Consider the following 18,384-nt stretch of genomic DNA (forward strand, 5'->3'; position numbering starts at 1 on the left):
CTCCGGCCGCCTCAGATCCGGCGGGCCAGGTCGGCCGCGCCGATCACCCCGGCGCTGTTGCCCAGCTCGGCGGGGAGCACCTCGGCCACCGGCAGGCGACCCCGCTGGGCCAGCGCGTCGAGGTACGAGCGGCGGGTCGGACCGAGCAGCAGGTCACCGGCGTCGATCACACCGCCGCCGACGACCAGGGTCTGCGGGTCGAGGATCTGCGCCATGTCGGCGAGGCTGGTGCCCAGCCAGCGGCCGATCTGCGCGAACGCCTCGGCGGAGACCGGGTCGCCGCCCTGCGCGGCGGCGGTCACCATGTGGCCGGTGATCGCCTCGGGCTCGCCGCCGGCCAGCTCCAGCAGCGCGGTGGCCCGCTGCGGTTCCTGTCGGGCGCCGGCCCGGGCGAAGCGGACCAGGGCGCTGCCGCTGGCGTACTGCTCGATGCAGCCGAGCCGTCCGCAGCCGCACTGGTGCCCGTCCGGCACGGCCAGCATGTGGCCCAGCTCCGCGGCGATGCCGTGCGCGCCGCGCATCAGCTCGCCGCCCAGGACGATGCCGCCGCCCACGCCGGTGCCGATGGTGAACATGATCATCGAGTCGTCGGCGGCGCGGGCCGCGCCGTAGCGGAACTCGGCCCACGCGGCCACGTTGGCGTCGTTCTCCACGATCACCGGAAGGCCGACGGCGCTGCTGACGTACTCGCGCAGCGGCTCGTCGCGCCAGGCCAGGTTGGGGGCGAACAGTACGGTCGAGCGGCTGGCGTCGATCCAACCGGCCGCGCCGATGCCGACCCCCTCGATCGTCCGACCGGCGGCCAGCTCGTCGACCAGTTCGATGATGACGTCGCGGGTCTTCGCGACGTCGTCGGCGGGGGTGTCCCGTCGGCTCTGCACGAGGACCGTGCCGGTGTCGTCCACGACACCGCCGGCCACCTTCGTGCCACCCACGTCGACTCCGATGGTCAGCGTCACCGCCGCCGCTCCCCTCTGCTGTGCTGTCCGGCTCGCGCGCGCCACAGGGCACGCCGGTCCGGATCGCGATGTCCCGCGCTCAGGCGCCGCCGCCCGGCGCGTCCGCGCCGGTGTCGTCGGACGCCCGCGAAGCGGGCACCACGGGTCGGCTGGTCGGCGCCGGCGCGGCCACCGCCCCGGCGTCGTCGACGGGTGCCGCGGTGGCCGGGGCGGAGGTGTCCGCCGACCGGGTGGCGACCGACCAGACATCCCGCTCCGGCGCCGGCTGAGAATCATGCCCGGTGCGGGTGGCATCGCGCCACACGTGCTCGTCGACGGCCTCGGCCGACCGGGCGGTCGGAGCGGCCCAGGGGGCCTCGCGGCCGTCGCTCGCGGTGGGCGCCGCCTGCGACGACGCGGACGGCTCCGGCACGGTGGTCGCGGACGGCTCCGGCGGCGCGAACGCGCGGAGCAGGCTGGCCACCCCGGCGGCGAGGTCACCCGCGCCGGTGGCGAGGCGCTCGGCGAATTCCGGACTCGGATCGCGTAACGCGGCGATGCCACGACAGACCGGGCAGACGCAGCATTCGGCCGAACCGGTGGCGAAACCACCACCGACCCGGTCGCCGCCGCCCGGAGCGGCACTGTGACCGAGGACACCGGCCACCATGCCGCCCAACGGGCCGAACGCGCCGCCCGCCGACCCGCTGGCGGCCAGCCGCGCCCCCGCGAGCAGGGCGGCCACCAGACGCTCCGCCTCTTCCCGGGCCGAACCCGGGTCCGTTCCGCCCACCTTCGGCTCCTCTACCCTGCCGCCGGACGCGTCACTGCGCCGCACCGGGTGCTTCTACCCGGCGCTTGAGCTGCTTCAACGCGGTGTCCATGATCATCTTTTCGGCCTTGCGGCGAAACATGCCGAGCATCCCCACGGACAGCTCGACCTCCAGCGTGTACGTCACCGTGGTGGTCCCGTCCGGGTTCGCCACCAGGTCGTACGAGCCACGCTGACTCTTCTGCATCTTCGAGGGGGCGACCAGGTGCCACTCGACCCGGGACAGGTCCTCGGCGTACTCGTAGGCGAGCACGTACTCGTCGGCCATCACCCCGGCGTCGATGGTGAAACGCACCTGGCTGGCGTAGCCGTCCTCGTACTCCTCGATCACCTCGGCACGACGGACCGCCTCGGTCCACTCCGGGTAGCTCAGGAAGTCGCAGATGACCGCCGCCACCCGCTCGGGTGACGCGCCGATGATGATCGACTGGGTGGAGGAGTCCGCCATGGGGGGAGGCTACCCGGCTGGCACCGCCCACACGCCGCGCCGCCCCCGCCGCGCCCTGCCTACCCCACCCGAACCAGCCGCCGGGTAGGTTTCGACAGAGCCGATGCCCCTCGGGCAGGGTTCGGCCCGGCCAGTGCGAGCACGAAGGAGTGCAAGTGCGCGAGTTCTCCGTTCCGCCGATCGTCACCGTTGGCGACGCGGCCAACCTCACCGATCCGGTCTGGGACAACGCCGACATCGCGCCGGACGCCGTCCAGTTCGCCCGCGCCACCCCCGGCGCGGAGGGCGGCACCACCTGGACCGAGGTGACCTGCCTGGCGTTCCGCGACGAGGTGGCGGCCGTGGCCCGGGGCCTGATCGCCGCCGGCATCGAGCCGGGCGCCCGGGTCGCCCTGATGAGCCGGACCCGCTACGAGTGGACGCTGATCGACTACGCGATCTGGGCGGCCGGCGCGGTCACCGTGCCGATCTACGAGACCTCCAGCGCCGAGCAGGCCGCCTGGATCATCGCCGACTCCGGCGCGGTCGCCGCCGTGGTCGAGACCGGTGCGCACGCCGACCTGGTCGCCGGTGTCCGCGACCGCCTGCCCGAGCTGGCCAACGTCTGGCAGATCGACCGCGGCGCGGTCGACGAGTTGGTCGGCGCCGGCGCGGCCGTCGACCCGGCCGAGGTGGAGCAGCGCCGCAAGGCCGTCCGCGCCGACGACCTGGCCACCATCATCTACACCAGCGGCACCACCGGCCGTCCCAAGGGCTGCGTGCTGACCCACCGCAACATGTACGCCGACATCGCCAACGCCGTGCCGGTGCTGCCGAACCTGTTCAACGCCGGCGCGAGCACCCTGCTCTTCCTGCCGCTGGCGCACGCCTTCGCCCGGCTCATCCAGATCGGCGTGGTGCAGGCGCGGGCCACCCTCGCGCACTGCGCCGACACCAAGAACCTGGTCGGCGAGTTGCAGGAGTTCCGTCCGACCTTCGTGCTCTCCGTACCCCGGGTGTTCGAGAAGGTCTACAACGCGGCCAAGCAGAAGGCCGAGGCCGACGGCAAGGGCGGCGTCTTCGCCCGCGCCGAGCAGGTCGCCATCGCGTACAGCGAGGCGCTGGAGACCCCGCGCGGGCCGGGCCTGGCGCTGCGCGCGCAGCACGCGGTCTTCGACCGGCTCGTCTACCGCAAGCTGCGCGCCGCGCTCGGCGGACGGTGCCGCGACGCCATCTCCGGCGGCGCTCCCCTGGGCGCGCGGCTCGGTCACTTCTTCCGGGGCGTCGGCGTGACGGTCCTGGAGGGGTACGGCCTGACCGAGACGTCGCCGGCCGCCGCGGCGAACCTGCCCACCGGCACCCGGATCGGCACGGTCGGCCGGCCGCTGCCCGGCGTGACCGTCCGGATCGAGGACGACGGCGAGATCCTGATCTCCGGTGAGCTCATCTTCCAGGGTTACTGGCACAACGAGGCGGCGACCGCCGAGGCGCTCAGCCCCGACGGCTGGTTCCGCACCGGCGACCTGGGCCATCTCGACGCCGACGGTTACCTGAGCATCACCGGCCGCAAGAAGGAGCTGATCGTGACCGCCGGCGGCAAGAACGTCGCCCCGGCGGTGCTGGAGGACCAGGTCCGGGCGCACCCGTTGATCAGTCAGTGCGTGGTCGTCGGGGACGCGAAGCCGTTCATCGCGGCGCTTGTCACCATCGACGAGGAGGCGCTGCCGACCTTCCTGGCGAACGCCGGGCTGCCCCCGGAGACCACGGTCGAGACGCTGCGCGAGCACGAGGGCCTGCGCGCCGAGGTGCAGTCCGCCATCGACACCGCGAACCAGGCGGTGTCGAAGGCCGAGGCGATCAAGGTCTTCCGCATCCTGCCCCGCGACTTCACCGAGGCCACCGGCGAGCTGACCCCGTCGCTCAAGGTCAAACGCCAGGTCGTGCACAAGACGTACGCGGCGGAGATCGCCGACATCTACCGCGGCTGACTACGATCCGTCACGTGCCCGCATCCGTAACCGCCGCCCCGCACCCGCATCCACTCGCCGCGGCCGCCCGCCTGGTGATGCTGGCGCTGGTCGCGATCCTGACCCTGTTCGCCACCCGCGACGTCACCCAGCTGTGGTGGATCGCGCTGCTGGCGGTCGCCGGGCTGCCGTCCCTGCTCGCTCCGCAGCACCGGCTGATCGGGCCGCTGAGCCGGGTGGCCGAGGTGGTGGTGCTGGGGCTGGCCGCGAGCCAGGTCGCCGCGGTCGCGTCGATCGGCGGCACGGTCGACGGGCTCGGCGCCTCCGCCGTGCTGCCCTACCTGGCGGTGCCGGTCACCGTCACCGCGCTGCGCCGCCGCTTCCGTGAGGGCGCGGCGCTGCTCGCGGTGACCGCCGGCACCCTGCTGGTCAGCGGCGCGCTCACCGAGGTCGACGGGGACCGCCAGCTCGGCCAGGTGGGTTACCTCGCGGTCTGCGCGCAGTGGCTGATCCTCGCCGCGCTCGGCCTCTACGCCGCCGGCACCCTGCACCGGGTGATGGCCGTCCGCGCCGACGGCAAACCCCAGCCGTACGCCGAGGCCACCCGGCTGCTGACCCAACTGCGGACGGTGGCCCGGCAACTGCCCGGGGCGACCCTGGACCCGGGGGGCATCTCCGAGCACCTGATCGAGGAGCTGCGCACGGTGGCCCGGGCGGACCGGGGCGCGGTGCTGTCGGCCAGCGGTGGGGGCCGGCTCGTGGTCCTCGCCCAGGCCGGCGCGGACCGGGTGGACTGGGAGACGACGCTGGACGCGGACTCGGCGATCGCCGACGCCTGGGCCAGTCAGCAGGCCACCACCGCCGCCCGCTCGCAATCCCGCTCGCACCGGGGCGGGGAGGTGTCCGCGCTGATCGTCCCGCTGGTCGCCGGGGTGCGCACGGTGGGGCTGGTGGTGTTGGAGGCCGACGTCGCGCAGGCGTACCCGCCGCCGGTGGTGGCCCGGGTGACCGCGTTGACCCGCCCGGCCGCGCTGCGGCTGGAGGCGGCGCTGCTGTTCGACGAGGTCCGGTCGCTGGCCACCAACGAGGAGCGCCAGCGGCTGGCCCGGGAGATCCACGACGGGGTGGCGCAGGAACTGGTGATGGTCGGCTACGGCATCGACAACGCCATGGCCACCGTCTTCGACGACGCGGACGAGACCGCCGAGGCGCTGCGGACGCTGCGCGCCGAGGTGACCCGGGTGATCCAGGAGCTGCGGTTGAGCCTCTTCGAGCTGCGCAGCGAGGTGGACCGCCAGGGCGGGCTGGCCGCGGCGATCGCCGAGTACGCCCGCACCGTCGGCGCCTCGGGCGGGTTGCGGGTGCACCTGTCGCTGGACGAGTCCACGGCCCGCCTGCCGGCCGCCACCGAGGCCGAGTTGCTGCGCATCGCGCAGGAGGCGGTGACCAACGCCCGCAAGCACGCCGGGGCGTCGAATTTGTGGGTCACCTGTGAGGTGGACCCCCCGTACGCGCAAATAGAAGTGTCGGATGACGGTCAGGGGATGGCTGACCAGCGCCCCGACGGGCGGTACGGTCTTGCGATCATGGCCGAGAGGGCGGAACGTATCCGGGGCCGGTTGGAGATCAGGCCGCGGCAACCCAGCGGCACGACCGTGGCGGTGGTTCTCGGCACCTCGTCCCGGCGCGATAACGTGCGTGACAGCGCAGCACCAGAAGGGGAGTAACCCGAGGATGACCACAAGCCCGACACCGGCCACCCGCACCAAGGTCCTCCTTGTCGACGATCATGACCTGATCCGTAAGGGCCTGCGGCACGCCTTCGAGCGCGACCGCCAGTTCGAGGTCGTCGGCGAGGCCGCGACCGCGGCAGAGGGGGTACGCCAGGCCGGCGCCCTCCAGCCGGATGTGGTGATCATGGATCTTCGGCTGCCCGACGGCAGCGGCCTGGAGGCCACCCGCGCGCTGCGGAAGTCCAGCGCGTCGATGGGCATCGTGGTGCTGACCATGTACGCCGGCGACGACCAGCTCTTCGGTGCCCTGGAGGCGGGTGCGAGCGCCTTCGTGCCCAAGACCGCCCCGGCCGACGAGGTGGTGGCCGCCGCGCGGCACGCGGCCTCGTCGCCCAGCGCGTTCACCGCCGCCGACCTGGCCGAGGCGATGAAGCGTCGGCTCGCCCCCTCCGGCCCGCAGCTCTCCCCCCGCGAGGGGCAGGTGCTGCGGCTGCTCGCCGACGGAATGAGCGTGGCGGGCATCGCCAAGCAGCTCTTCGTCAGCGAGTCCACGGCGAAGACGCACATCTCCAAGCTCTACGAGAAGCTGGGCGCCGCCAACCGGGCGCAGGCCCTGATGACCGCGCTGCGACTCGGCCTTCTCGAAGCGCCGGACGCCCCGAAGTTCTAAACGCGCCCGTTCGTCGAAGCGCAATCGCTGACCGAAGGTCCGCGCCGGCTCGTCGCCGGTGCGGACCTTCGCGTATCGACCGACGTCCGCGACGAGTGGGCGGCACGCTATGGTCTGGCGGGTACCGCGGGGGCACAATACCCGCGCGGGCGAGGACGCCCGCGTCGTGGACTCAAGGGGTGAGCGCATGCAGCGGCCGGACTGGGCGCCCGACACCATCGACATCGAGCGCCCGAGCGTCGCCCGGATGTACGACTACTACCTCGGCGGATCGCACAACTTCGCCGCCGACCGGGCCGCCGCGCAGGCGATGGTGGCGGCCGTCCCGGAGGCGCCGCTGGCGGCGCAGGCCAATCGGGCCTTCCTGCGCCGGGCCGTCCACCACCTCGCCGAGGCCGGCGTCCGCCAGTTCCTGGACATCGGCTCGGGCATCCCCACCGTCGGCAACGTGCACGAGATCGCCCAGCGGATCGACCCGGCGTCGCGGGTGGTCTACGTGGACGTCGACCCGGTCGCGGTGGCGCACAGCCGGGAGATCCTGGCCGGCAACGACCGGGCGGCCATCGTCCAGGAGGACCTGCGGCACCCGGACCGGATCCTGGCGCACCCCGACACGCGCCGGCTGCTCGACCTGAGCCAGCCGGTGGCCGTGATGATCGTGGCCGTGCTGCACTTCGTCCCCGACGACGACCGGCCGGCGGAGTTGCTGGCGACGCTTCGGGACGCGTTGGCGCCCGGCAGCTACCTGGTGCTGTCGCAGGCCAGCGACGACGGCCGCGCCAGCGAGGAGCGCGCCGAGGCCGAACGCGTCTACCGGCGTACCGACAGCCCGCTCACCATTCGCAGCCGGGCCGAACTGACCGCCCTCTTCGACGGGTTCGAGCTGGTCGACCCGGGCGTCGTCTGGGTGCCACAGTGGCGACCGGACAGTCCCGAGAGCGCGGAGGACGCCGAGCGGGCGGTCTTCATGGGCGGCGTCGGGCGACTCGGTGACTGAGTCGCCCTCGGCGGTCACCCGCCCCGGCACCTTCGCCCGCGCCTGGGCCAAGGCGGTCTCCGGTACGAGCTACCTGCCGATGACACAGGCCCAGCTCGAGGCCCTGCTCCAGAGGCTCACCGGCCAGTTGGCCCAGGCGCTGCTCGCCGAGCCGTTCGACCTGCGGGCCGGGCACCGGGTCGGCGCGGAGCTGGTCGCCGCGCACATCGCGTCCGCCGAGGGGTTGGGCCGTACCGTCGAGGTGATCCAGCTCCGGCTGGTACGGGACCTGGGACTGGTGGCCGAGGACGTCGAGGACCGGATGGCCCGACTGCTGGCCGCCGTGGCGACCGGTTACGCCCGCGCGCTGCGGGACCGTACGCTCGACGAGCAGGAGTCCATCCGGCGCGCCGCCATGATGGCCCGTACGCAGGCCGAACGGGCGCTGCGGGCCAGCGAGGCGCGGTTCCGCCACCAGGCCACCCACGACCCGCTGACCGATCTGCCCAACCGGACGCTGTTCACCGAGCGGCTCACCGCGGCGCTCAACGAGCCGGGCCGGGGCGCCCAGCGGGTCGGAGTGTGCTTTCTGGACCTGGACCGCTTCAAGGTGGTCAACGACAGTCTCGGGCACCAGGTCGGCGACCGGTTGCTGACCACGGTGGCCGACCGGCTGCGCGAGGCCCTCGGTGAGCACCTGGTGGCCCGTCTCGGTGGGGACGAGTTCGTCATCCTGGTCGAGGGCGCGGGCGGCACCGACGCGGTCGTGGAGGTGGCCGAGGCCGCGCTCGCCGCGGTCCGCACGCCGGCGGTGGTCGACGGGCACGAGCTCCAGGTCACGGCGAGCATCGGCATCGTCGAGCGGCAGGTGGCCGGTGCCAGTCCGAGTGACCTGATGCGGGCCGCCGACAGCACGCTGCACTGGGCGAAGTCGGCCGGTGGGGCGCGCTGGGCGCTCTACGACGCCGAGCGCAACCGCCGCGAGCTGGCCCGGTACGCCCTGTCGGCGGCCATCCCGGCCGCGCTGGAGCGGGGCGAGTTCTACCTCGACTACCAGCCCCTGACCTCGCTGCGCGACGGTCGGCTGCTCGGCGTGGAGGCGTTGGTCCGCTGGCGGCACCCGGAGTTGGGGGTGCTGCGGCCGGACAGCTTCATCGCGCTGGCTGAGGAGACCGGTCTGATCGTGCAACTGGGCGGCTGGGTGCTCGCCGAGGCGTGCCGGGAGGCGGAGGCGTGGTCGGCGGGCGGCGCGCAGGCGCCGTTCGTGAGCGTCAACCTGGCTGTCCGGCAGGTGCACCGGCCCGGCCTGGTGGGCGAGGTCCGTGCGCTGCTGAACCAGACCGGCCTGCCGCCCGAACGACTCCAGTTGGAGATCACCGAGAGCACCATGATGAGCAGCGCCAAGGAGCCCGTTCGGGCGCTACGGGTGCTGGCCGATCTGGGCGTCCGCATCGCCATCGACGATTTCGGCACCGGCTACAGCAACCTCGCGTACCTGCGGGATCTGCCCGTCACCGAGCTGAAGGTGGCCGGCGAGTTCGTGGCCGGCCTGCGGTCGCCGGCGGTGGGGCGTACCGACGAGCGGATCCTCGCCTCGCTGGTGTCGCTGGCGCACGCGCTCGACCTCACCGTGACGGCCGAGGGGGTGGAGACCGCCGGGCAGGCCGAACGGCTGCGGGCGATCGGCTGCGACGCCGCCCAGGGCTGGCACTTCGGCCGTCCGGCCCCCGCCGATCGCATCCTGGCCCGCATCCGCTGACGCGTCCCGCGCATCGCACGGATCGGCGACAGCGCGCATCGCCGGCACCGCGCGGCCCCGCGCATCGCCGGCACCGCGCGTAGACAGCGTCTACGGGCAGCTGGTAGACACTGTCTATGAGCGAGGAGGAGGCCGGGGTCCGGGCCCGACTGGTGGCCGCCGGGGTCGACCTGGTGCTGCGCGAGGGCCAGTCCGCGGTGTCCCTGCGGGAGATCGCCCGTAGGGCGGGCGTGTCGCACGGCGCCCCGCGCCGCTACTTCCCCACCCACGTCGACCTGCTCTCGGCCATCGCCCGGGAGGGCTTCGCCGACCTCACCGCCCGGGTGGAGCGGACGATGCACACGGCCGGCCCGGAGCCGCGTACCCGACTGGTCGCGCTGGCCCGGACGTACCTGGACTTCGCCGCGGCCCACCGCGGCATGTTCGAGCTGATGTTCCGCCACGACCTGCTGGCCAGCGGGCGACTGCGGCTACGCGAGACGAGCCTGCCGCTGTTCACCCTGCTGACCGACCTGGTTGCCCGGACCCCCCGGCCGTCCGACACGCCCGCGCCGCTGGTGGCCGGCGCGCTCTGGGCCAACCTGCACGGCATCGCCCAGCTCTGGGCCTGGGGCAGCCTCCCGCTGGCCACCGGCGTCGACGACGACCACCCCGTGCTGCGGGCCGCGCTCGACGCGCATCTCGGCCCCGCGCAGACCTGAACCGGAGAAAACGTGCCCCTGCTGTACGACCTCAGCAAACTGACCGTCGGATCGGCCCTGCGGCTGGGTTGGCGACCCCGCGTCGAAGGGCTGGAGCACCTGCCCCGCCAGGGCGGGGCGATCCTCGCCAGCAACCACCTGTCCGTCGCCGACGAGGTGTTCCTCGCCTGCCTGACGCCCCGACACGTCACCTTCTGGGCCAAGGCCGAGTACTTCACCGGCAGCTGGCTCAGCCGACAGATCGTGGCCGGCATGGGCGCCATCCGCGTCGAGCGGGCCGGCGGCCGGGCCGCCCTCACCGCCCTCGACGCCGCCGTGCCGGTGCTGCGGGCCGGCGGTCTCGTCGCCATCTACCCGGAGGGCACCCGGTCCCCCGACGGGCGGCTCTACCGAGGACGGGTCGGCATGACCCGACTGGCCCGCGACGCCGAGGTGCCGATCATCCCGGTCGGCGTGCTGGGCACCGCCGAGGTGCTGCCGGTCGACGCGCGGATCCCCCGCCGGCACCCGGTCACCCTGCGGTTCGGCCCGGCGATCCCGGTCGCCGACCGGATCACCGGGCCACGCGACATCCGGACCATCACCGACGAGGTGATGGCCGCGATCCAACGGCTCACCAACCAGGAGTACGTCCCCCGCCACGCCCCGCCCCGGCAGACGGGCCGCTGAGCTACCCGGCCAGCAGGGCCGCCATCCGCTGCGCCTGCGCCTCCCAGCGCCACTCCCGCTCCACCCACGCCCGGCCGGCCGCGCCGAGTTGCCGGGCCAGATCCCGGTCGGCGAGCAGCCGGGCGACCCGGTCGGCGAGCTGAGCGACGTCCCGGCCACGGACCACGTACCCGGTCTCGCCCTCCCGGACCGCGTCCGGCGCGCCGCCCGAGTCACCGGCCACCACCGGCAGGCCGGTCGCGGACGCCTCCAGGTAGACGATGCCCAGCCCCTCCACGTCCAGGCCGCGGTTGCGGGTGCGGCAGGGCATGGCGTAGACGTCGCCGGCCGCGTAGTGCGCGGGCAGGTCGGCCGTCGGCACCGAGCCGGTGAAGACCACGTCCCGCTCGACGCCCGTCTGGCGGGCCAGCTTCTCCAGGGTGGCCCGGTACGGTCCGCCGCCGACGATCAGCAGCGCCGCGTCGGGCACCCGGCGGCGGATCTCCGGCAGTGCCCGAATCAGCATGTCCTGGCCCTTGCGCGGCACGAGCCGGGACACACAGACCACCACCGGCCGGTCGGTCAGCCCCAACCGGGCCCGGACCGGCTCGCCGTCCACCGACGGATGGTAGGTGTCCACGTCCACGCCGGGCGCGAGCCGCCGCAGGTCGGTCACCCCGGCCAGCACCCGGGCCAACCGGGTGCGGGTGTACTCGCCGAGGTAGGTGGTCACATCGACGCCACGCCCGATACGCCGCAGCGCCGGCCGGGCGGCCGGCAGCGCCGCCCAGCCGACCTCGTGACCGTGGGTCTGCGCCACCACCCGGCGCACACCCGCCCGCCGGCGCAGACCGGCGGCGAGCAGGCCCAGCGGGGCCGCCGCGCCGAACCACACGGTGTCGCAGTCGTACGCGCGGGCGAGCCGGGCCGCCCGCCGGGCGATCAGCGGGGTGGGCAGCAGCACCCGGGTGCGTTCCCGGATCACCTCGAACGGCTGGTCGGCGTCGAACTTCTCCGCGCCGCGCCAGCTCGACGCGTAGACGACCACCGACCCGGCCGGCTGACGCACGGCGAGGTTGTGCACGAAGGACTGGATGCCACCGGGACGGGGCGGGAAGTCGTTGGTGATCAGCAACGTGCGGCTCATCGGCGGGCCTCCCGGGCGTACGCGCGGGCGGCGGCCATCCGCTCCACGGTGGACGGATGCGAGGCCGAGTAGAGGTACTCCCAGCGCGGCGGGTCGGGGTCACCCAGGTTGACCGAGCCGAGACGGCGCTGCATCGACTCGAAGGCCACCGGGTCGCCGGTGAGCGCGAGCGCGTGCGCGTCGGCCCGCGCCTCGACCCGGCGCGACACCAGCGCCTGCGCCGGAGTGGTGACCAGACCGGCCACCGTGACCAGGGCGATCACCAGCGGAAACGCGCGTGGATGGGCGATCGAGTCGACGCCGGCCAACCGCAGCAGCAGCCCCGACGAACCGAGCAGGTAGAGGGCCACCACCATGGCGGCGGCACCCAGCGCCCCGGTCAGCGTGCCCACCGCCACGTCGGAGTCCTTCGCGTGGCCCAGCTCGTGAGCCACCACGGCCGTCACCTCGGCGGGGGTGGCCTCGCGCAGCAGCGTGTCGTAGACGACCACCCGGCGGGTCGGGCCGAGACCGGAGACGTACGCGTTGACCGCCCTGGTCCGCCGCGACGCGTCGGCGACGAGCACGTCGCGCACCGGCACCCCGTCACGGGCTGCCATGCTCATCAGCTCGGTACGCAACGGGCCCTGCTCCATCGGGGTGAACTTGTTGAACACCGGCTCCACCAGCACCGGCAGGACGAACGACAGCAGCACCACCAGCAGGGCCGCGCCCGCCGCGCCGAGCGCCCACCACCAGCGTGGCGCGAGCCGGATGACGAGGTAGAAGCCGAACAGCGCCAGCGCACCGATCACGGCACTCACCGCGTACGACTTGAGCAGGTCGACGGCCCAACCGCTCCACCCGTTGGTGCTGAGCCCGTAGCGGGTCAGGACGGTCTGCCGCCAGGCGGAGAACGGGAGGGTGAGCAGGTCGGCGACGAGCACCACGGCGAGGCCGCCGAGCACCGCCTGGGCGATCCAGTGCCCACCGAACGGCCGGCCCACCAGCTCGACCAGGCGGCTGCCCAGCGGGGTGAGACCGAGCGCGAGAGCGATCAGCAATCCCACGCCGAGCGCGGCGTAACTGCCGGGGCGCAGCGCGGCGCGGAACTCACGCCCCCTGGCCACCTGCTCGGCCGGTAGGTCCCGCAGCGCGGCGAGTTGGTCGGCACGGGGCGCCGGGGGCCGGTGCCAGGGGATGAACACCGCGACGGTCACCAGCAGGGCCAGCGTCAACCCGGCCAACGTCAGCAGCGCCCAGCCACGCGGGCTCACCGCGGCACCGCCGACAGTTGAGGCTGCCGCCGCGCGGCGCTCTCCCACCGCGAGGTCCCGGGGTCCTGCCCTGCGGCGTCGCCGCGTACCGCGCCGACGGGCCCGCCGTGCTCGCGTCGCACCCCGCTCATGCCGCCGCTCCTTCTGCCGTGACCGCCCATCCTATGGCCCGCCAGAAGCCCGCATCGGCGGCGGTGTCGCCCTGCGCCGACCCGTCCCGCGAAGGGCCCGTGGCCGCCGTTCAGGCCACCCGACGGACCCGACGTGCGGGGGCCGGGCCGGGCGGCGGTGCGGTGTCGCCCTGCGCCGACCCGTCCCGCGAAGGGCCCGTGGCCGCCGTTCAGGCCACCCGACGGACCCGACGTGCGGGAGTGCCGGGTCGTGCGGCGGTCGCGGGCCGGGCGGCGGCGCCGGGTTGTGCGGCGGCCGCGGGCCGTTTGGCAGCGCCGGGTTGCGCGGGCGCGGCCAGCACCTCGACGTCGAAGCCGGCCCGGGCGAGCACCTCGATCGCCTCGACCTCGGCGGCGACCAGCCCGGCCGCTGGGGACGTCTCGTCGAACAGGGCGGTCAGCGGGCAGCCGGAGCAGCCGTCGGCCCGCTTCGCGCACCCGTCGCAGTCGATGAGCATCACGCCTCCTGATCGCTCGCGGTGCGCGATCGACACCTTGTCGTCGTCACCCGAGCACCGTCGGTCACATCGACGCTAACCACCGGGTACGACAGAACCGCCCGTTGAGGGCTAGATCGACTCCAGATCAGCGAAATCGGGGTATCCCGAACGCCCGGACACCCCGATTTCGCCGAACTCGTGTCGATCACGCCTTCCGCAGCAACCGAAGCTGGCCGATCTCGGCGGCATTCTTCATCAGCTCGGCGTTCACCCAGGCGATCATGTGGGCGACGGTGTGTACGGGGTCGTCCTGCCACGGGAACGGCGCGGTGGCGTCCAGGTCGGCGTCACTGAGCTGGTCCAACACCGCCAACCATGCGATGCGGAGGTCACGCAGCCACGCCGTCGTCCGGTCGCCGTCCCCGGGCCAGTCGATCTCGGTCCGCTCCCGTGGCGTGCGCCCCCGGGCATGGTCGATGGCGACCGTCCACCACCAGCCGATATGCCAGGTGATCCATCCGATCGTCGGGACGGGGATCGGGTCGGGTTCGGCGTCCGCCCAGTCCGGCGTCCACCTGCCGTCGGCATCCGGGCGTACCGTCCAGCAGTGCCCGGCGGGCTCCCAGAGGAAGTCCGCCGGCTCCAGGCGTTCGAGGTGGTACTCGAACAGCGACCAGGTCAGGTCGAACTGCCACCGCAGCACATCAAGACGGGATGCAGGCACCAGGCGACCTTGCCACACCCGCATTTTCGGGTCGACCGGGATTCTTACCGATCGGCAACCCGCGATCCGGCCGCCGGCGCTGGACGCGCCGACGGCCGGATCCGACGGTCACGGGTAGTACACCCGAGGGCTGGTGAAGATGCCGTGCAACGTTCCGCTGCACGTGTACACCTCGACCACCGCCACGGCGGAGCCCTTGAAGTTGTTCATCACGTTGACGTTGCGGCTGATCGGCCCGAACCGGCCGGTCCGGTTGAGGTCGTAGTAGATCCAGGAGGTGTTGCCGTTGTTCGTGGTCCGCAGCTGGAGGTACGCCACGCACCGGGACTGGTCCGGGGTGGCGTTCATGTAGAAGTCACCCACCACGGTCTGGTTGGAGCCCTGGTACGAGATGCACGAGCTGATCGGGTAGGCCCCGGTGCAGCCGCCCCCCGATGCCGCCTGGGCCGCCGTCGGGGCGACCAGGAGCGCCGCCAGTGTGACGACCGTGCCGAGGATGGTGCCCAGCAGTCGTTTTCCCATGTCGTTCGCCTGCCTTCGTCCGGTGCCCGACGGTGCCGGGCGGATGTGCACACCGTCGCCGACCGGACCTGCCGAAACCTCGCCGGATTCCTGCCCGCCCGACGATCCGCTCCCGGAGCTCGGCCCCGACGCGCGGTCAGGAACGGGCGAGGCGGCGCAGCAGCGAGTCGGCCCCCAGCGGGTACGCGCCGTGCCGGCGTACTCCGTCGGCGACCTCGCGGTCCGACGAGACCACGACCACCGGACGGCCGGCCGGCTCGGCGCGGACCAGGCGTCGGATCAGCTCGTCGGCGGTCTCGCCCTTGCGGGAGAAGAGCACCCGTACGCCGCGCGGGGCGGGTGGCAGCCCGTGCATCCGTTCGGCCCCGTCGAACACCACGGTGACCTCGTCGCCGGTCTGCGCGGCGATCCCGCCCAGCCCGGTGATCAGGCGCTTGCGCTGCTGTTCCAGCGACATCTCGCCGAAGCCGCGCTTGGTGACGTTGTAGCCGTCCACCACGAGGTGCGCCCGGGGCAGGGCGAGCAACTGGTCGAGCCGGGCCGGGTCGTCGGTGTCGCGGGCGCGGGCGGCCGGGCCGGCCGGGGCGGCGCCGGGCTGCTCGGCGAACGCGTCGGCGACGAAGTCGGCGGGGAGCTTGTCGACCGGGTCGAGCGCCAACTCCCGGCGCAGCCCGACGGCGGCCTGGCCGATGGTCTCCAGCAGCAGCCAGAGGCGGGCGTCGTCGACCGAACGGGCCTCCTTGGCGCTGGCCCGGGCCACCCCGGCGGCGGCCTCCGCCTCGGCGAGCCGGGCGCGGGCGCGGCGCAGCTCGGCGTCGACGTCCGCGCTGGCGCGGGCGGCCCGGCCGCGTTCGGTGGCGAGGAGTTCGCTGGCCTTGCGCTCGCGGGCCTGCGTCTCGCGCAGCGTACGGGCCATCTGGCGGGACTCCTCCCGGAGCTGACCCAACTCCTCGCGGACCCGGGCCAGCTCGTCGCGGAGCTTGTCGGCCTCGACCCGGGCCACCGCACGGTCGTGTTCGGCGCGGGTGGCCCGCTGCTCGGCCTCGCGGACCAGTTCGGCGACGACGGCGCTGTCCGCCTCGGCGCGGACCGCGGCGCCGCTGGCGTCGATCAGCTCCCGCCAGCCACGCGGCCGGGCCAGGTAGGCCAGCGCGGCCACCTCGACCGGGTCGGCGGCGGCCGGCGCGGTGCCCTCGACCACGGCCGCCCCGAGGTCACCGGCGTCGGCCAGCACCCGGGCGGTGACCCGCTGCCGGAACAGCGGGTCACCGGTGAGCTGGGCGGCGATGGCCGGAGCGCCGAGCCGGGCCCGCCGGTTGGGGGCGAACTTGGCCACCCGCCGCAGCGGCACCGGCACCTCGTCGGCGGGCAACCCCGGCAGCACGGCGGCGGTCAGCGCAACGATCCGCTGACGGACCGGCTCGGGCAGCGTCGGCTCCGGCTCGACGGCCGGTTCGGGGTGATCGTCACCGGCGTCCGGATCGTTCACCGCGCCGTCGCGGACGACCGGGTCCTCCTGCGGGAGGTGGTCGTCGGGCGGCTCGGTGAGGGGCATGTGGCAAGTCTCCCACCGCTGGCGGGCCCACCGCCTGGTGAGTGAGCCGATCTCTCATCCTAGCCCCATGGTGACTGCTGGGACGGCTGCGACGGGAGTGTCGGACCGGGGCGCTAGCGTGCCGCCGATGGCACAGGCGGAGTACGTCCAGGAGTCACTTGCCGGTCTCGACCCGGCGGTGGGCGGGGTGGACCCGGCCCTGCCGCTGTACGCGACCACCTTCGTGGTGGTCGACCTGGAGACCACGGGCGGCGCGCCGGACGGCGGCGGGATCACCGAGATCGGCGCGGTCAAGGTGCGCGGCGGCGAGGAGCTGGGGGTGCTGGCCACCCTGGTCAACCCGGGGCAGCCGATCCCGCCGTTCATCACCGTGCTGACCGGGATCACCCAGGCCATGCTGTTGCCGGCCCCGCCGATCGAGCAGGTGCTGCCCAGCTTCCTGGAGTTCATCGCCGACGCCGTGCTGGTGGCCCACAACGCCCCGTACGACGTGGGTTTCCTCAAGGCGGCCTGCGCCAGGCACGGTTACCGCTGGCCCAACCCCCGGGTGCTGGACACGGCGGCGCTGGCGCGGCGGGTGCTGACCCGCGACGAGGTGCCCAACCGCAAGCTGGGCACCCTGGCGGCGTACTTCCGGACCGCCACCCAGCCCACCCACCGGGCGCTTGACGACGCCAGGGCCACCGTCGACGTGCTGCACGGCCTGATCGGCCGCCTCGGTGGGCACCGCGTCGACACGGTCGGCGACGCCATCGAGTTCGCCCGGGCGGTCACCCCGACCCAGCGCCGCAAACGGCACCTGGCCGAAGGGCTGCCCAAGGTTCCGGGCGTGTACATCTTCCGGGCCGCCGACGACCGGCCGCTCTACGTCGGCACGTCGGGCGACATCGCCACCCGGGTCCGCAGCTACTTCACCGCCGGCGAGAAGCGCGCCCGGATCTCCGAGATGCTGGCCGCGGCCGAGCGGGTCGAGGCGGTGGAGTGCGCGCACTCGTTGGAGGCGGAGGTGCGCGAGCTGCGGTTGATCGCCGCGCACGCGCCGCCGTACAACAGGCGGTCGAAGTACCCGGAGCGGATGGTCTGGCTCAAGCTGACCGACGGTCCGTACCCCCGGTTGTCGATCGTGCGGGAGATCTCCCCCACCGACACCGCCTACCTCGGGCCGTTCACCTCCCGTCGGGCCGCGGAGCTGGCCGCCGCCGGCTTCCACGACGCGGTGCCGCTGCGCCAGTGCACGCACCGGCTCTCGCTGCGCACCGTCACGCCGGCCTGCGCGCTGGCCGAGCTGGGTCGCTGCCCGGCACCCTGCGAACACAAGATCACCCCCGAGGAGTACGACGACAGAGCCGTCGCGCCATTCCGGACGGCCACCGCGAGCGACCCGCAGCCGGTGGTGGACGCGCTGCTGGCCCGGATCGACGTGCTCGCGGCCGACCAGCGGTACGAGGAGGCCGCCGTGGTGCGGTCCCGGCTGGCCGCGGTGCTGCGCGCCACGGTGCGGATGCAGCGGTTGGCGGCGCTGACCGGGATCGCCGAGCTGGCGGCGGCCCGCCCGGCCGCCCGGGGCGGCTGGGAGCTGGCCCTGGTACGCCACGGTCGGCTGGCCGGCGCCGGGGTGTCCCCGCCGGGTGTCCACCCGCGACCCACGCTGACCGCCATCCGGGCCACGGCCGAGACGGTGTCGGGTGGGCACGGGCCGGTGCCGTCGGCCACCGCCGAGGAGTCCGAGCGCATCCTGTCCTGGTTGGAGCGGTCGGAGACCCGACTGGTGGAGATGTCGTCCGGTTGGTCGTCACCGGCGGGCGGGGCGGGCCGCTTCCGTGACCTGCTGGCGAAGGCCGAGGGCGGCGCGTCGCACCAACTCTCGACCGAACGCTCATGACCAACTGACCGATCGGACTACGTCGACTCGCTTAGGC

At 73.9% G+C, this 18,384-nt stretch carries 18 protein-coding genes; 8 read left to right on the forward strand and 10 right to left on the reverse strand.

Features of this window, described 5'->3' with window-relative positions; translation table 11 throughout:
* Positions 1-11: 11 nt before the first annotated feature.
* The 3 genes from ACN263_RS21260 to ACN263_RS21270 all read right to left on the reverse strand — a co-directional run bounded on the left by ACN263_RS21260 (position 12) and on the right by ACN263_RS21270 (position 2,218).
* Complete coding sequence (locus tag ACN263_RS21260) at positions 12-959, reverse strand: ROK family glucokinase (RefSeq protein ID WP_422736115.1); 948 nt, start codon at positions 957-959, stop codon at positions 12-14.
* 79 nt (positions 960-1,038) lie between these two features.
* Entirely contained in the window at positions 1,039-1,731 is a 693-nt protein-coding gene (locus ACN263_RS21265; protein WP_422736116.1) for a hypothetical protein, read from the reverse strand.
* Between the two features lie 31 nt (positions 1,732-1,762).
* Entirely contained in the window at positions 1,763-2,218 is a 456-nt protein-coding gene (locus ACN263_RS21270) for an SRPBCC family protein (protein WP_422736117.1), read from the reverse strand.
* Positions 2,219-2,373: 155 nt separating this feature from the next.
* On the opposite strand from ACN263_RS21270, the gene ACN263_RS21275 reads away from it, so the two are divergent.
* From ACN263_RS21275 to ACN263_RS21305, 7 genes are all read left to right on the forward strand, one after another.
* A complete protein-coding gene (locus ACN263_RS21275) occupies positions 2,374-4,185 on the forward strand; it encodes an AMP-dependent synthetase/ligase (protein ID WP_422736118.1) in 1,812 nt (603 codons plus the stop codon).
* Between the two features lie 77 nt (positions 4,186-4,262).
* Positions 4,263-5,891: a GAF domain-containing sensor histidine kinase gene (locus ACN263_RS21280; protein ID WP_422740776.1), complete on the forward strand. Its 1,629-nt coding sequence runs from the start codon at positions 4,263-4,265 to the stop codon at positions 5,889-5,891.
* 7 nt (positions 5,892-5,898) lie between these two features.
* Entirely contained in the window at positions 5,899-6,567 is a 669-nt protein-coding gene (locus ACN263_RS21285; RefSeq protein ID WP_007072219.1) for a response regulator transcription factor, read from the forward strand.
* Between the two features lie 187 nt (positions 6,568-6,754).
* A complete protein-coding gene (locus ACN263_RS21290) occupies positions 6,755-7,564 on the forward strand; it encodes an SAM-dependent methyltransferase (protein WP_422736119.1) in 810 nt (269 codons plus the stop codon).
* Between the two features lie 79 nt (positions 7,565-7,643).
* A complete protein-coding gene (locus ACN263_RS21295; RefSeq protein WP_422740777.1) occupies positions 7,644-9,302 on the forward strand; it encodes a putative bifunctional diguanylate cyclase/phosphodiesterase in 1,659 nt (552 codons plus the stop codon).
* 116 nt (positions 9,303-9,418) lie between these two features.
* Positions 9,419-10,003: a TetR/AcrR family transcriptional regulator gene (locus ACN263_RS21300; protein WP_422736120.1), complete on the forward strand. Its 585-nt coding sequence runs from the start codon at positions 9,419-9,421 to the stop codon at positions 10,001-10,003.
* Positions 10,004-10,015: 12 nt separating this feature from the next.
* The gene (locus tag ACN263_RS21305; protein WP_422736121.1) at positions 10,016-10,672 is read left to right on the forward strand and encodes a lysophospholipid acyltransferase family protein; all 657 of its coding nucleotides are present in this window, start codon (positions 10,016-10,018) and stop codon (positions 10,670-10,672) included.
* A gap of 1 nt (position 10,673) precedes the next feature.
* On the opposite strand, the gene ACN263_RS21310 is transcribed toward ACN263_RS21305, so the two are convergent.
* From ACN263_RS21310 to ACN263_RS21340, 7 genes are all read right to left on the reverse strand, one after another.
* Entirely contained in the window at positions 10,674-11,798 is a 1,125-nt protein-coding gene (locus tag ACN263_RS21310; RefSeq protein WP_422736122.1) for a glycosyltransferase family 4 protein, read from the reverse strand.
* Positions 11,795-13,054 carry a M48 family metallopeptidase gene (locus ACN263_RS21315; RefSeq protein ID WP_422736123.1) on the reverse strand — a complete coding sequence of 420 codons (1,260 nt, stop codon included), beginning with the start codon at positions 13,052-13,054 and terminating at the stop codon, positions 11,795-11,797. Before ACN263_RS21315 ends, ACN263_RS21310 begins: the two co-directional genes overlap by 4 nt.
* Positions 13,051-13,185 carry a hypothetical protein gene (locus tag ACN263_RS21320; protein WP_422736124.1) on the reverse strand — a complete coding sequence of 45 codons (135 nt, stop codon included), beginning with the start codon at positions 13,183-13,185 and terminating at the stop codon, positions 13,051-13,053. The genes ACN263_RS21315 and ACN263_RS21320 overlap by 4 nt, the downstream gene beginning before the upstream one ends.
* A gap of 209 nt (positions 13,186-13,394) precedes the next feature.
* On the reverse strand, positions 13,395-13,682 hold the full coding sequence (locus ACN263_RS21325; protein WP_422736125.1) for a hypothetical protein: 288 nt from the start codon (positions 13,680-13,682) through the stop codon (positions 13,395-13,397).
* 187 nt (positions 13,683-13,869) lie between these two features.
* Positions 13,870-14,388, reverse strand: a complete 519-nt coding sequence (locus ACN263_RS21330) for a DinB family protein (RefSeq protein WP_422736126.1) — start codon at positions 14,386-14,388, stop codon at positions 13,870-13,872.
* A gap of 108 nt (positions 14,389-14,496) precedes the next feature.
* The gene (locus ACN263_RS21335) at positions 14,497-14,910 is read right to left on the reverse strand and encodes a hypothetical protein (RefSeq protein ID WP_422736127.1); all 414 of its coding nucleotides are present in this window, start codon (positions 14,908-14,910) and stop codon (positions 14,497-14,499) included.
* A 136-nt stretch (positions 14,911-15,046) separates the two neighbouring features.
* Positions 15,047-16,465, reverse strand: coding sequence for an NYN domain-containing protein (locus ACN263_RS21340; protein ID WP_422736128.1), 1,419 nt, complete (start codon positions 16,463-16,465; stop codon positions 15,047-15,049).
* Positions 16,466-16,592: 127 nt separating this feature from the next.
* Here ACN263_RS21340 and ACN263_RS21345 point away from each other — a divergent pair, with 127 nt between their 5' ends.
* Positions 16,593-18,347, forward strand: coding sequence for a DEDD exonuclease domain-containing protein (locus ACN263_RS21345; RefSeq protein WP_422736129.1), 1,755 nt, complete (start codon positions 16,593-16,595; stop codon positions 18,345-18,347).
* The last annotated feature ends 37 nt before the right edge of the window (positions 18,348-18,384 follow it).

Source organism: Micromonospora sp. WMMD729 (genome assembly GCF_049315225.1).
Classification (GTDB): domain Bacteria; phylum Actinomycetota; class Actinomycetes; order Mycobacteriales; family Micromonosporaceae; genus Micromonospora.

Bases quoted from the DNA above. Each gene is read 5' to 3' on its own strand.
- ACN263_RS21270 (WP_422736117.1), bottom strand. From the start codon at position 2,218: ATGGCGGACTCCTCCACCCAGTCGATCATCATCGGCGCGTCACCCGAG.
- ACN263_RS21280 (WP_422740776.1), top strand. From the start codon at position 4,263: ATGCTGGCGCTGGTCGCGATCCTGACCCTGTTCGCCACCCGCGACGTC.
- ACN263_RS21285 (WP_007072219.1), top strand. From the start codon at position 5,899: ATGACCACAAGCCCGACACCGGCCACCCGCACCAAGGTCCTCCTTGTC.
- ACN263_RS21290 (WP_422736119.1), top strand. From the start codon at position 6,755: ATGCAGCGGCCGGACTGGGCGCCCGACACCATCGACATCGAGCGCCCG.
- ACN263_RS21295 (WP_422740777.1), top strand. From the start codon at position 7,644: ATGACACAGGCCCAGCTCGAGGCCCTGCTCCAGAGGCTCACCGGCCAG.
- ACN263_RS21300 (WP_422736120.1), top strand. From the start codon at position 9,419: ATGAGCGAGGAGGAGGCCGGGGTCCGGGCCCGACTGGTGGCCGCCGGG.
- ACN263_RS21310 (WP_422736122.1), bottom strand. From the start codon at position 11,798: ATGAGCCGCACGTTGCTGATCACCAACGACTTCCCGCCCCGTCCCGGT.
- ACN263_RS21320 (WP_422736124.1), bottom strand. From the start codon at position 13,185: ATGAGCGGGGTGCGACGCGAGCACGGCGGGCCCGTCGGCGCGGTACGC.
- ACN263_RS21325 (WP_422736125.1), bottom strand. From the start codon at position 13,682: ATGCTCATCGACTGCGACGGGTGCGCGAAGCGGGCCGACGGCTGCTCC.
- ACN263_RS21335 (WP_422736127.1), bottom strand. From the start codon at position 14,910: ATGGGAAAACGACTGCTGGGCACCATCCTCGGCACGGTCGTCACACTG.
- ACN263_RS21340 (WP_422736128.1), bottom strand. From the start codon at position 16,465: ATGCCCCTCACCGAGCCGCCCGACGACCACCTCCCGCAGGAGGACCCG.
- ACN263_RS21345 (WP_422736129.1), top strand. From the start codon at position 16,593: ATGGCACAGGCGGAGTACGTCCAGGAGTCACTTGCCGGTCTCGACCCG.